12 protein-coding genes are annotated in these 12,927 nt (G+C 34.2%); 10 read left to right on the top strand and 2 right to left on the bottom strand.

The annotated features are described in order from the left end of the window. Positions 1–229 precede the first annotated feature (229 nt). On the top strand, positions 230–580 hold the full coding sequence (gene erpA, locus QA612_RS15635; protein WP_278284741.1) for an iron-sulfur cluster insertion protein ErpA: 351 nt from the start codon (positions 230–232) through the stop codon (positions 578–580). A 318-nt stretch (positions 581–898) separates the two neighbouring features. Here the strand turns inward: erpA and QA612_RS15630 are convergent, their stop codons facing one another. Then, on the bottom strand, positions 899–1,894 hold the full coding sequence (locus QA612_RS15630; protein WP_278284740.1) for an NAD(P)/FAD-dependent oxidoreductase: 996 nt from the start codon (positions 1,892–1,894) through the stop codon (positions 899–901). 445 nt (positions 1,895–2,339) lie between these two features. Here QA612_RS15630 and QA612_RS15625 point away from each other — a divergent pair, with 445 nt between their 5' ends. From QA612_RS15625 to QA612_RS15610, 4 genes are all read left to right on the top strand, one after another. Next, positions 2,340–3,548, top strand: a complete 1,209-nt coding sequence (locus QA612_RS15625; RefSeq protein WP_278284739.1) for an NAD(P)/FAD-dependent oxidoreductase — start codon at positions 2,340–2,342, stop codon at positions 3,546–3,548. 293 nt (positions 3,549–3,841) lie between these two features. Further along, the gene (locus QA612_RS15620) at positions 3,842–3,979 is read left to right on the top strand and encodes a YuiA family protein (protein WP_278284738.1); all 138 of its coding nucleotides are present in this window, start codon (positions 3,842–3,844) and stop codon (positions 3,977–3,979) included. A 170-nt stretch (positions 3,980–4,149) separates the two neighbouring features. After that, positions 4,150–4,470, top strand: coding sequence for a YuiB family protein (locus QA612_RS15615; protein ID WP_278284737.1), 321 nt, complete (start codon positions 4,150–4,152; stop codon positions 4,468–4,470). A gap of 135 nt (positions 4,471–4,605) precedes the next feature. Further along, a complete protein-coding gene (locus QA612_RS15610; RefSeq protein ID WP_278284736.1) occupies positions 4,606–5,325 on the top strand; it encodes a 3D domain-containing protein in 720 nt (239 codons plus the stop codon). 182 nt (positions 5,326–5,507) lie between these two features. Here the strand turns inward: QA612_RS15610 and QA612_RS15605 are convergent, their stop codons facing one another. Continuing rightward, positions 5,508–5,984, bottom strand: a complete 477-nt coding sequence (locus tag QA612_RS15605) for a divergent PAP2 family protein (protein ID WP_278284735.1) — start codon at positions 5,982–5,984, stop codon at positions 5,508–5,510. A gap of 205 nt (positions 5,985–6,189) precedes the next feature. Between QA612_RS15605 and QA612_RS15600 the strand changes: the two genes are divergently transcribed. The 5 genes from QA612_RS15600 (at position 6,190) to QA612_RS15580 (ending at position 12,783) form a co-directional block, all read left to right on the top strand. Continuing rightward, entirely contained in the window at positions 6,190–7,683 is a 1,494-nt protein-coding gene (locus QA612_RS15600) for a M17 family peptidase N-terminal domain-containing protein (protein WP_278284734.1), read from the top strand. Between the two features lie 456 nt (positions 7,684–8,139). Next, positions 8,140–8,664: a TRAP transporter small permease gene (locus QA612_RS15595; protein WP_278284733.1), complete on the top strand. Its 525-nt coding sequence runs from the start codon at positions 8,140–8,142 to the stop codon at positions 8,662–8,664. 23 nt (positions 8,665–8,687) lie between these two features. After that, positions 8,688–9,962 carry a TRAP transporter large permease gene (locus QA612_RS15590; protein WP_278284732.1) on the top strand — a complete coding sequence of 425 codons (1,275 nt, stop codon included), beginning with the start codon at positions 8,688–8,690 and terminating at the stop codon, positions 9,960–9,962. 55 nt (positions 9,963–10,017) lie between these two features. After that, positions 10,018–11,049 (top strand): TRAP transporter substrate-binding protein DctP, encoded by a 1,032-nt coding sequence (dctP, locus tag QA612_RS15585; RefSeq protein WP_278284731.1) that lies wholly within the window; start codon positions 10,018–10,020, stop codon positions 11,047–11,049. A 387-nt stretch (positions 11,050–11,436) separates the two neighbouring features. After that, positions 11,437–12,783 carry a Na+/H+ antiporter family protein gene (locus tag QA612_RS15580; protein ID WP_278284730.1) on the top strand — a complete coding sequence of 449 codons (1,347 nt, stop codon included), beginning with the start codon at positions 11,437–11,439 and terminating at the stop codon, positions 12,781–12,783. Positions 12,784–12,927: the final 144 nt, after the last annotated feature.

Genomic DNA, 12,927 nt, shown 5'->3' with positions numbered 1-12,927 from the left:
TTTATTTGAATGTAAATAATAATGTGTTGGATCATATACTAATAAAAGATAGAAATTGATGTTTTTTCTAAAACTCTTTATCTATCTTATCATCATTATTATAAAAGTGACAATTGGTTGTTAGAGGAATTCCCTGTTAACATTATGGATTCTAATAAATCGATTCACTTGAAATAAACAGCATTGAGAGGATATACTAAATATAACATCCATGTAAGGGGTGAAAAAAATGTTGAAAATTAGTGAAACAGCAGCATCACAAATTAAAAAGATGATGGAAGAAGAAGGAGAATCCTCACTTTTAAGAGTCGGAGTAAAAGGTGGAGGATGCAGTGGTCTATCCTATGGGATGGGTTTTGAAACGGAAAAAAATGATGATGATACCACATTCGAACAGCATGGTGTGAAGGTTGTTGTAGATAATGAAAGTGCACCGCTACTACAAGGTGTGGAAATTGATTATAAACAAAATATGATGGGTGGTGGGTTTACAATAGAAAACCCTAACGCTATCGCATCTTGTGGTTGTGGGTCTTCTTTCCGAACAGCACAGAATGCCGGTACCCCAGAAGATTGCTAATGAATGACAGATAAGGTCTGTAGCTATTGCATTTTTTAAATGTAGTGGTTACAGATTTTTTTATTGGAAGTGATATAGTGGTGGTTTTGGATTTTTTAAAAAAAGGGTGCAAAGGCTGTTTGCTCATAGAATGCCTAAACCGGCTCATAGAACACATACTTCGGCTCATAGAAACCACAAATTACCTCATAAGAAAACAATAATTCAGTCATAGACGACCAAATTTATAACCAAAATAAAAACTGTCTCACTACAATATAGAATCGTATGAGACAGTTTTTATAATTTTAGATTTCTTACTAATTAAGTATAAATAATTTAAAACATGCTTGAACTGTGACCTGGGTGAAGTTTTGCAGTTGGATCAATGTAAGATTTTGCATTATTAACAGCGATAGGAGCCTCACCAAATCCACAAGCAATTAATTTCACTTTACCGTCGTATGTTGCAATGTCTCCAGCAGCATAAATACCTTTTACATTTGTTTCCATTCTGGAATTAACAACGATAGAGTTCTTTTCAATTTCTAGTCCCCAATCTTTAATTGGTCCTAGGTTTGATATGAATCCGAAGTTAACAATTAGTGTATCAATATCAATAGTCTCAGTTACGTCTCCATCTTTTTCTTGAATGTCAACGGCAGTAATTTTGTCACCATTTCCATGTAATTTAGTAATGACATATGGTGTTTTTACGTTAATTTTTTCAGAAGTTGTTAATTGCTCCACACTATGTTCGTGAGCACGGAATTTATTCCGTCTATGAATAATTGTAATTTCCTCAGCAATATCCTCGAGCATTAATGTCCAGTCTACAGCAGAATCACCACCGCCAGAAAGTAGTACGCGATCTCCAGCAAATTTATTTAAATCATTTACAAAATAATGAAGGTTTTTTCCTTCATATTGTTCTGCTCCGTCTACTTCTAACCTTCGTGGCTGGAATGCCCCAACTCCAGCAGTAATAATAACTGTTTTAGAATAATGTGTTTCTTTATCTGTTGTTAAAGTAAAGATTTCATCTTCGCCTTTTTCAACATTCTCAACAGACTGCTCTAAAACGATCGTTGGATCAAAGTGATTTGCTTGCTCAACTAAATCATCAATTAATTTTTGTGCACGAACTTTTGGGAAACCAGCAATATCATAAATGAATTTCTCTGGATATAATGCTGACAATTGTCCTCCTAATTGAGGCATTGCTTCAATTATTTTAACACTCGCTTGCCTCATACCACCATAAAACGCAGTAAAGATTCCTACTGGGCCTCCCCCAATAATTGTAATATCATAAACTTTTCTTTCTTTAGACAAACCTTACACCTCCACTTATATTTTGACAATGACCATTTATATATTATAAATGTAAAACCTTGTTTAGAAAAGGGGACTACATTGATTATACTTATGTAATCAAATACTTTTAGGTTGATATCCCTATAAACAGTGTATTATGATGTGTATCGTACAACTAGTTAGAATAAAAAATTCATAAAATTGTCAAAAAGCTATTGAAAAATTTGTAGCTTAAACTTAAAATGGATGTAAGGGAAGAAAAAGTAACATTACCTTTGTGATAATAGTAACAAACTTTTCGTGTCTAAATAAATAAAAAGGAAAACTTTGTTTTTTTATGATGTGTTACGTGAATCACATCACAAACTTTTTGGGAAAATTACTTTATGGAAAAAAACACATGCTTGACATTTTTATTGTAGGGGAAAATGAAGAATAAGTAAGATAAATTGGAGTGAGGATTATGAATAGAAAGCCCAAAATCGTCATATTAGGTGCAGGCTATGGGGGAATGATGACGGCAAGCAAGCTTCAAAAGGCAAATGCTCATCATGATGCAGAAATTACGTTAGTGAATAAGCATAATTATCACTATCAAACAACATGGTTACATGAACCAGCTGCTGGTACTTTGCACCATGACCGAACACGGATGCGAATTGACAGTGTCATTGATACGAACAAAATTCATTTTATTAAAGATTCTGTTACAGAGATTAAAGGGGAAGAAAAGAAGGTACTCCTTGCTAGTGGAGAGCTTGAGTACGACTATTTAGTTATAGGTCTAGGTTCTGAGCCTGAAACTTTTGGAATTCCTGGAGTCGAAAAAAACGCATTTTCTATACGAAGTGTAAATTCTGTTAGGCTAATACGGGAACATATTGAATACATGTTTGCAAGCTATAACAATGAAGAAGAAAAGAATGAAGGCTATTTAGCCTTTATTGTTGCTGGGGCTGGTTTCACTGGCATAGAATTTGTTGGGGAGCTTTCTGAACGGATTCCTGAACTGTGCGAAGAATATGATATTGATCGGGAAAAGGTTAAAATATATTCAGTTGAGGCAGCACCAACAGCTTTACCTGGATTTGATGAAGAATTAGTTAATTATGCTGTCAATTTACTAGAGAGCCGTGGTGTAGAATTTAAAATAAGTACTCCAATTAAAGAAGTAACAGAAAATGGTGTTGTACTAGAAGATGGGGAAGAAATTAATGCCAGTACAGTTGTATGGACTACTGGTGTACGTGGAAACTCTGTATTAGAAAAATCTGGTTTCGAGACAATGCGTGGACGTGTAAAAGTAGAAAAGGATTTACGGGTTCCAGGATATGATAATGTGTTTATTATTGGAGATTGTGCCATTATCATAAACGAAGAAATAAATCGACCATATCCTCCAACAGCACAAATTGCCATGCAGCAAGCTGATACATGTGCAAAAAATTTGAGGGCTTTGTTAGCAGGGAAGGAACAACTAGCAGCATTTAAACCAGATATTAAAGGAACAGTTGCCTCCCTTGGTGGAAAAGAAGCAGTGGGCTTAGTAGGATCAAAAAAATTATATGGAACTTCTGCATCAGCAATGAAAAAAGTAATTGATAATCGTTATTTGTTTATGTTAGGTGGCATGCCTTTGCTGTTAAAGAAAGGGAAATTTAATATTTTCTAAAATATTGTTTAAAAGCTTTGCACTATATTCTATATACTGTGTAAAGCTTTTTTCTATTTATTTTGCCTTTAAACAGTGTATTTTTTAATGGTGAAGACTTTTCACTTTAACTCAGAAAAATAGTAAAGGGGAAAAGTGTGTAAGTTTTTCTCACAACTAGTTAATCGTAGAAAAGAGCTGTTGTTTACGCTTTCATTGAGGAATTGAAGGTTTTTTAAGACTTTTCAAATGTATTTTTACTTGGTATATTATCAGAAACTTCTGAATTAATAAAAAGAAGGGGGAGCTCTACGATGGCTCTAAATAAGAAAAAGACCAAGGCGAATGATTGCCCGTATTGTACAGGTAAAGGGTACTTTCAACTATTATTAGGTGGATCAGAAACTTGTCATAGTTGTAGTGGAACTGGTCAAAAATCTCAAAACGCATAAATGATTATTATAACGCCTCTAGAGCTTAACTCTAGAGGGTTTTCTTTTTCTATTTTTCCCCCACAAGTTCCTCAGAAAATGATTTTTCTATCATGTCATAACATATTTATTGACGTAAACCCTAGAATTAAGTAAACTTATGGTTGATCTTATGGGGGTGAATCTCACCGATGCTAACATTACCACAGTTAATTATTGCTTTTGTACTTTATTTTGTCTTATTTTTTGGAATTGGATTTATTTTAAATATGCTACTCCGTTCTACATGGACAATGGCGGTTATTTACCCAATCGTAATATTCTTTATTGTTGATCAATCTGGATTTTTCTCGTACTTTACAAGTCCAGGGGAGTCGTTCGTAGTATTTTGGAATCAGTTTATATCGCTAAAGACAGCGGATATTATTATATTAGCTGCAGGTATGATTGGGGCAATATTGTCAGGGATAGCGAACCGTATGCTTAGAAATAGAGGATACCAAATGTTTTAAAATTACTATGTATTTTCCACGTTATACATGATGAAAAAACCTTTAAACACTTGTTGTTTAAAGGTTTTTTCATGAATTTTGTATATTTTTTTTCTCACTTGGAAATGATGTCTAGGTGAGAGGAGTGAAAAGGAAATGATTGTATTTAAAAGGGTACTAAAGGTATTTTTATTTACTGGCTTACTTTTCGGTGCCATTTTTACAACATTTACGAATGTGTCTAACGTTAGTGCGGAACAAATGAAGCAATGGTTTTTAGAACAGGATTCTTTTTGGCAAAGTCGTCATAATACTACTCTTTATGGAGGAGATTTACAGTACAGGCAAACAAGGCTGCAAAATAGATCATTACCATACGAATCTCAGGAACGACATATCATGTCTCATGAAACGATAGAAGGAAAGCCAATATCTTTAGAAGAGTCACAAGATTGGTCACAATATCAAGCTGTTGAGGTTGTTGCGACAGGTTACACTGCTGGACCAGAATCAACTGGAAAAACAGAGGATCATCCATTATACGGTATCACTTTTTCTGGAGTTACTGTTAAACGAGACTTATATTCTACAGTTGCAGCAGATCCCTCTGTATTTCCCATAGGTACTATTTTATTTATACCAGGCTATGGATATGGTGTAGTAGCGGATACAGGATCAGCAATAAAGGGAAATAAGATAGACTTATATTATGAAACTGTTCAAGAAGTATATGATCAATGGGGAAAAAAATCCGTTGAAGTTTATGTCATTGAACGTGGAGATGGAAGATTAACAGATCAAGACTTAATGGAATTAAATGAAGATGAAGCAGTTCAAGTATTTAGAAGGCAATTATCCTTTGTGGATGCTTCCTAAACTACGTAATTTTAAAAAACAGTTGTCCATTTTTGCACAGGACAACTGTTTTTCTTTTTTTTACAAAGGATAAAATTAAAGCGAGTATAAAGTACTTTATAAGTTATTATATGTAGATGATGTAGATGGATGAATTGAGATCAATGGCCGAATGAAAGATATGGAATGTGTTACTATAGCACTTAGAAAATAATGCCATGAAGAACTAGTGTTAATATAATTCCTAAAAGTCCTCCAAAAAAGACTTCTATTGGTTGATGTCCTAATAGTTCTTTCAGTTCTTTTCGTTTTTCTTGTTCTTCTTTTTCAGGCCATGTTTTCATCTCTTCCACAAGCTTATTAAAATCATCAACTAAACGATTTAATACTGTTGCTTGCTCACCTGCGTGACGTCGTACTCCAGTTGCATCAAACATAACGATAATGCCGAAAATAGCTGAAATGGCAAAAAACGGAGATCCAAGTCCTTCTTGTAAAGCAATAGCTGTGGATAAAGCAGTAACAGCACCCGAATGAGAGCTAGGCATTCCTCCTGTACTAGTAATAAGGGTCCAATCAAATCTTCTTGTGGCAAGGTATTGGAGTGGAACCTTTATAAATTGGGCAAAGCCTATTGCAAATAATGCAGCCCATAGTGGGAAATTTGTTAAGAATTCCATAATAATTATCCTTTCTAAAAAAATAAGTAAATATATTTCACTAACATAACTTAAATTTTTATCATATTACTAATCATTTACCCAATAAGGCAATTTTATTAATCATAAGTTTTTGTATATTTGGCAACGTTCATTATATCATATCTGTTTTAATGTAGAGTATAAGATAAAACAACAATTTTTGTGAATTCATAGGAGGGATAAGATGATTCATTTACAATATCATTCAGAAATAGTTGAGACAAATGCGATCGTAATTGGTTTATTTCAAAATGAAAAGAAAAGCGGAAATCACTATAATAAATTAGATGAACTTTTTGATGGTCAATATACAGATTGGATTAAAAGGCATCAAGTGTGGTCTACGTTTGGGGCTGTCCATACCTTACCTGTATTAAATAATAGTTCCATTGATTATGTTGTTGTTGTAGGACTTGGTCATTCTAATAATATGGATAGTTATAAATATGAAGAAATAGGTTTAATCATTGGTAATTACATAAGAAATGAAAGGCTTTACGAGATAAGCTTTGTTTGGGAATCTCTTTTTTCTTTGAATCACAAGGTCGATGAAGGTTTATCTATTCATTATTTAATATATGGAGTAATTAACGGAATAAGTAAAGAATTTGAAGGATTACTTTGGAAAGAGAAAAAAGTCCCTAATGATAGATATATTTACTTTATTGACTCAGATTTTGAAGAGAAAAAGGGGTGGATTGAGGAAGCGACACTTGTTGCGAAAGCAAATTTAACAGTAAAGGAATTAGTTGGATCACCACAAAGTGTTATGTCATTACAGAAATTTATCCAAGAAGCTCAAAAAATGTTTCAGAATAGCAGTGTAAGTATAGATGTATTTACGAAAAAGGATCTAGATGCACTTGGCTTAGGTGGCATACTCTGTCTTTCTTCAAAGGAAGAGGAGGAAGTATATTTATTAAAGATTGAATATAATAGCAAAATACAAAAGGTCAATACTAAAAAGGTAGCTTTCATTGGTAGTGGAGTAATTGAAGAAACCAAACACAGTTCTGAAAATGAAGGGCGTGAAGTAGTAAAGGAGATAAGAAGGAAAAAATTAAGTGGAGCTTCAATTTTAGGAATTATGCAATTGTTAGTATGGAGAGAATTGGAGGTAAATGCCGTTGGTCTCATTCCATTAGTAAAAAAAACTAATGGTTCTTTAATGGAGGGAGACATAATTCGTACGTTTAGTGGAAATACGGTTAAAATTTCAAATAGTAATTTTACTGATTGGTTGCCTAGTTTAGATGCTGCTACATTCGCAAGTATGGAAGGTTGTGATGTCATTGTGAATTTAGAAGGGATTAGCTCTGAATTAGAGTTAGCTATTGGTGATCGAATCACTGCTGTCATGACGAATAATGATGATTTAAAGAATAAATTTGATCATATAGCTCATGTAAATAATGAAGCTGCTTGTTTTATTCCACTAAAGAAAGACTTTATATTAAAAAATTTGGGAGAAAATCATAATGCTGACTATATTAACAATAGTGGAGAGTTAGGGCGACCTATACAAGCTGCTTGTTTGATAGGGGAATTTATTAAACATATTCCTTGGATTACTATCAATATAGCTAGAAAAGAAATAGAAGGGAATAAGTTAGAAGTAGCAGGATCTGGGAATGTGGTGAAAACCATTGTTGATTTTATAAACCTATTAGATGACTAATAAAATTTTAATATAGTAAATTTTATCTGTTTCATAAAATAGGACAAGGGATTTGTCATTTATTTTACAAATTAGAATAAATAATAGATGAGTGGTTTATAGAAGGAAAAAAGTGGGTAATAGATAATTATCTATGCTGAGGGGTGAGAATTTGAGAATTATTAAGCGTTGATGGTAGTATTTTTCCAAACGGTACATGTTATGAGGTGTCATTCTTGATTTTTGAGAATTATCACCTTATATACGCTACAATCCCTTTTGTACAAATTTTCCTATTGATATATGCTATTTAATAGCGGATCTACTTCTAAAAATATAATAAGTGTATATATTATTTAAGCGATCTGTAACAACTAGTATGTACATAATAAATTACGCAAATAAAAATCCTAGTATCGCAGGTGGGAAACTATGTTTAAATAACGTCTGTTTGAAAAGAGAGGAGGGGTATAGAAGTTGAGTGTAATTAAAAAAGTTTTGTTATTCTTAGATAATCTATTAATTAAATTTGAAGCAATTGTTCTAAGTTGGTCTATTATCATAATTTCAGTCATGACATTTGGTAATGTACTTAGTCGTGCGATTACAGGGCGAAGTTGGTTATTTGCACATGAAGTAAGTGAAATTGCAATCATTATGGCAACTTTTATGGGTATTAGTTATGCTGCTCGAAAAGGGCGCCACATTAGTATGTCAGCATTTTTTGATATAGCACCTAAGAAAGTAAAGAAAGTACTTGCTATTGTAAATCCATTAATAACAGCGATTATTTTATTTCTATTAAGCTATTACGCATATGGGTACACAATCAATCAAACGAGGACTACTGCCGCAATGGAGATCCCTTATTGGGTAATGGTTATGTTCATTCCTATTGGACTGTTTTTAGGCGGCATTCAATTTTTAAGAAATGTATGGGTGAATTTAGTAAATAAAGAAGTTTATTTAGCACAAGAGAAAAAAGACTATGATGAACAATAAAATGAAAATGAGAGGAATTTAATATGGAGTGGATTATACTTCTTGTAATGGTAGTACTTCTTGTTATGGGACTACCAATGATGATTCCATTAATATCAGGGGCACTGGTTTTAGTCTACTTCTTCCTTGGTTCACTGGATCCATACGTATTGATTCAACAAATGAGAACAGGGATTGTACCATATGCACTGTTAGCAGTACCTTTATTTATATTTGCTGCAGATATTATGGCAACTGGTAAAACTTCTAATAGGTTAGTAGATTTTGTAGGGGCATTCGTTGGACATTTACGTGGCGGATACGCAATTACAACAGCAGCGGCTTGTACGTTATTCGGTTCAATTTCTGGATCTACTCAAGCTACAGTTGTAGCTGTTGGAACGCCAATGAGACAACGTCTATTAAAAATGGGTTATAAGGATTCTAGTGCCATTGCCTTAATTATTAATGCTAGTGATATTGCACTTTTAATACCTCCAAGTATTGGAATGATTATATATGCTTTAGTTTCAAATGCTTCAGTAGGTGATTTATTTATTGCTGGTATTGGACCAGGTGTATTAATCTTCATATTTTTTGCAACGTATGCTTACATACATGCGAAGATTTTTAACATACCACGTGTAGAAAAGGCCAGTTGGTCCGATCGACTTGTAACTACTCGAAAAGCATTATTACCGCTAGGATTCCCAGTAATTATCGTTGGGGGGATTTATTCTGGTTGGTTTACTCCAACAGAAGCTGCAGGTATTTCTGTTTTATATGCTTTAATTTTAGAAGTGTTCATTTATAGAACAATTAAAATAACGAACTTACCGAAAGTTGCTATGTCTAGTGGACTAGTAACCTCTGCCGTCTTTATTCTTGTTGCAGCAGGTCAGGCATTTTCGATGGCCATTAATAGAGCAAGGATTCCACAAACATTAACAGAAGCTGTTTTAGGACCGGATCCTTCAGCTCTTACCGTATTATTTATTGTAGCGTTATTCTTCTTTATTGGATGTATGTTTGTAGATCCAATTGTGGTTATTTTAATTTTAGCACCTATTTTTGCTCCAGTTGCTACTGCTGCAGGTGTTGATCCAGTACATTTAGGGGTGGTTATCGTATTCCAAGCAGCCCTTGGTTCAGCAACGCCGCCGTTTGGAGTAGATATATTTACGGCTAGTGCCGTCTTTAATAAATCGTATTTAGATGTAATACGAGGTACACCGCCGTACATTGTTATGTTAGTAATTGTAGCGATACTAGTTATACTGTTTGAGGACATCTCTCTTTTCTTAGTCCGTTTGATGTAATAGAAGAGGGAGATATCCTTTAAATAAATAAAATTTTATGGGGGTAATATTGGTTATGTTTTTGAAAAAAGGGTTACTACTTATTTTAGCGTTAGCTACTGCGATCATGTTAGCTGCTTGTGGTGATGACGATGGTGCAGAGTTTCAATGGGATTTTGTAACTGAGGAAGTACAAGGGCAAGTGCAATATGAATATGCTGATGAGTTTGCTGAAAGAATGGCAGAAAAATCAGATGGTAGAGTACAAATTAATGTATTTGAATATGGTGGACTTGGTGACGGTGTTGACCAAGCGGAGCAGTTAATGGATGGTTACACAGAGTTAGCTATCGTTTCTCCAGGTTTTACTGGTACAATGGTTGAAGAAGCACAGCTTTTCGCTTTACATTTCTTATTTCCAGATGATGTAGCATTAACTCAACAAATTTTAGATGAAAGTGAAGCATTAAACGTTGAGCTACGTGAGAAATATGAAGAGCATAATATGACACCATTGGCATTCTGGACAGAAGGTGCTATGCAATGGACTAGTGATCGACCATTACGTTCACCAGCTGATTTTGACGGGTTTCAAATACGTATTCAGAACTCACCTTTAATTAGTTCTTCTTATGAAGCGTATGATGCTGATCCGACGGTATTAGACTGGAGTGAATTGTACACAAGTTTACAGCAAGGTGCCGTTCATGGTCAGGAAAATCCAATCTTCTTTATTGAGGATGCTGGATTCCATGAAGTTCAAGATCATATGACAATTTCTAACCATAACAACTATGTTGCAATGACAGTTGTAAATACTGATTTCTATAATGATTTACCAGATGATATACGTGAAATGTTAGATGAAACAGTAGAAGAAATGAGACCTGTTGCATTTGAAATGCAGGAACAAATGAATGAAGAGCTATTGGATGCAATTATTGACAATGAAGAAACACCAACAGAAGTATATGAGTTAACAGAAGCTGAACGTGAAGCGTTCCGTGAATTAGCAATTCCAGTACGTCAATTCTTTATCGATAACTATGGTGATGACTCAGAAAGAATTTTAAATCAATTAATAGAAGAAATTGAAGCTGCACAGTAATATGAGTGCACTAGGATTTATTGGTCAATAGACTAAACCAAAAGCCTGAGAAATAATTCTCAGGCTTTTAATTTGTTTTGTTTATATAATTCTCTCATGTGAGTAACTTTTCAAATATATTGGCTAACTTCAGGGACCTTGCGATTCTTTTATCGTGTGTCAGGTTTGTCTAACAGCTTGGTGTTGAAGTTCACTAGGGGCTTGGTAGTAGATGTAGGAAAGTGAAATGTCGTAAACCAAATGTCGTAGACCAGGTTTCTGACATTTATGTGAAATCCATTGACGTTAGTAAATTATAATGATATATTATTGGTGTTTTCATTCACTATTGTTTTAATTCGATGAAGTGTTAAAGGATAGTAGATTATTAGTTTGTGAGGGGATTAAATGAATGCAGTAATATTAGCTGTTTTAGTAATGATTATTTTAAGCTTGTTACGAATTCATGTCGTTGTAGCTTTAGTAATAGGTGCAATGGTCGGAGGGTTAACAGCTGGCTTTACCATTGATGAAACGTTAACGTTTTTCGGTGCAGGATTAGGGTCCAATGCAGGTGTGGCATTAAGTTATGCGATGCTTGGGGCATTTGCAGTTGCAATTAGTTTTACAGGCTTACCTAATTTAATAGTGAAAAGCGCAATTTCTCTTGTTGGGAAAGAAGGAGAATCGCAAACTCGTACATTATCTAAAGTATTTTTATTACTTGCAGTTTTATTAGTTTCTATTTCTTCTCAAAATGTCATTCCGATACATATCGCATTTATTCCTATTTTAATTCCACCTCTTATTAAAGTATTTAATGCATTGATGATTGATAGAAGAGGGGTAGCTACCATTATTACTTTTGGCTTAAAGGCACCATACATCCTTTTGCCATTTGGTTTTGGTTTAATGTTCCATGAAATTATTGAAAGGAACATGTCTGAAAGTGGTATGGCCATAGAGCTTGGAATGATACCACGAGCTTTAGCGTTACCAGTGTTAGGTATGGTAATCGGTTTAAGCATAGCTTTATTTATATCTTATAGAAAGAAACGGCACTATGAAGAACTCCCGATTGGCGGAGATGATAAAAAAGAAGGCGAATTTTCATATACAGTTCCTTCTGTAATCTTAGGGCTTGTTTCTATTTTAGCGGTACTTATTCTACAGTACTTTACTAGATCGATGATTTTTAGTGCCCTAGTAGGTTTAATTATACTATACGTCTATTTCATTTACCTTCGATTTAAAGGGGAATTCAATATGTCAAAATCTGAGACGATTATGACAAACGGAATGAAAATGATGGCGTTTATCGGTTTTGTCATGATTGCAGCAGGTGGTTTTGCAGAAGTAATAAGAGAAACTGGGCACGTAGACTCCCTAGTTTTGACAACTGCAGACTGGTTAGGTGATCATAAAGGCTTAGCGGCAATAATGATGCTTCTTATCGGTCTCTTAATTACTATGGGGATTGGATCTTCTTTTTCCACTATTCCTATTATTGCAGTGATCTTTGTTCCATTAGCAGAAGCTGTTGGATTTAGTGCGTTAGCTACGATTGCACTAATTGGAACTGCAGGGGCTTTGGGAGATGCTGGTTCACCAGCATCGGACAGTACACTTGGTCCTACTGCAGGTTTAAATGTAGACGGACAGCATCACCATATTTGGGATACTTGTGTACCGACCTTTTTACATCTGAATGTTCCTTTAATGATATTTGGGTGGATAGCAGCGATGGTTTTATAGATAATTAATGAATAATTAAAAGGTACTTCGAAAAGTCTGTATTAAACTTTCGGAGTACTTTTTTTTATACATAATTTTGGGGCCTTGCTCTTTTCTTATTCCAAATGAGTGGTAGTTGAATGTTTTAAATAAGATAAAAAACAT

The organism is Evansella sp. AB-P1 (assembly GCF_029688925.1).
Classification (GTDB): Bacteria; Bacillota; Bacilli; order Bacillales; family Salisediminibacteriaceae; genus Evansella.
The sequence above is the reverse complement of the archived record's forward strand: the minus strand, read 5'-3'. Positions and strand labels throughout refer to the sequence as shown.

Excerpts from the sequence above, each read along its gene's own strand:
- QA612_RS15625 (WP_278284739.1), top strand. The coding sequence starts at position 2,340 with ATGAATAGAAAGCCCAAAATCGTCATATTAGGTGCAGGCTATGGGGGA.
- QA612_RS15610 (WP_278284736.1), top strand. The coding sequence starts at position 4,606 with ATGATTGTATTTAAAAGGGTACTAAAGGTATTTTTATTTACTGGCTTA.
- QA612_RS15605 (WP_278284735.1), bottom strand. The coding sequence starts at position 5,984 with ATGGAATTCTTAACAAATTTCCCACTATGGGCTGCATTATTTGCAATA.
- QA612_RS15620 (WP_278284738.1), top strand. The coding sequence starts at position 3,842 with ATGGCTCTAAATAAGAAAAAGACCAAGGCGAATGATTGCCCGTATTGT.
- QA612_RS15590 (WP_278284732.1), top strand. The coding sequence starts at position 8,688 with ATGGAGTGGATTATACTTCTTGTAATGGTAGTACTTCTTGTTATGGGA.
- QA612_RS15615 (WP_278284737.1), top strand. The coding sequence starts at position 4,150 with ATGCTAACATTACCACAGTTAATTATTGCTTTTGTACTTTATTTTGTC.
- erpA (WP_278284741.1), top strand. The coding sequence starts at position 230 with ATGTTGAAAATTAGTGAAACAGCAGCATCACAAATTAAAAAGATGATG.
- QA612_RS15600 (WP_278284734.1), top strand. The coding sequence starts at position 6,190 with ATGATTCATTTACAATATCATTCAGAAATAGTTGAGACAAATGCGATC.
- QA612_RS15580 (WP_278284730.1), top strand. The coding sequence starts at position 11,437 with ATGAATGCAGTAATATTAGCTGTTTTAGTAATGATTATTTTAAGCTTG.
- dctP (WP_278284731.1), top strand. The coding sequence starts at position 10,018 with ATGTTTTTGAAAAAAGGGTTACTACTTATTTTAGCGTTAGCTACTGCG.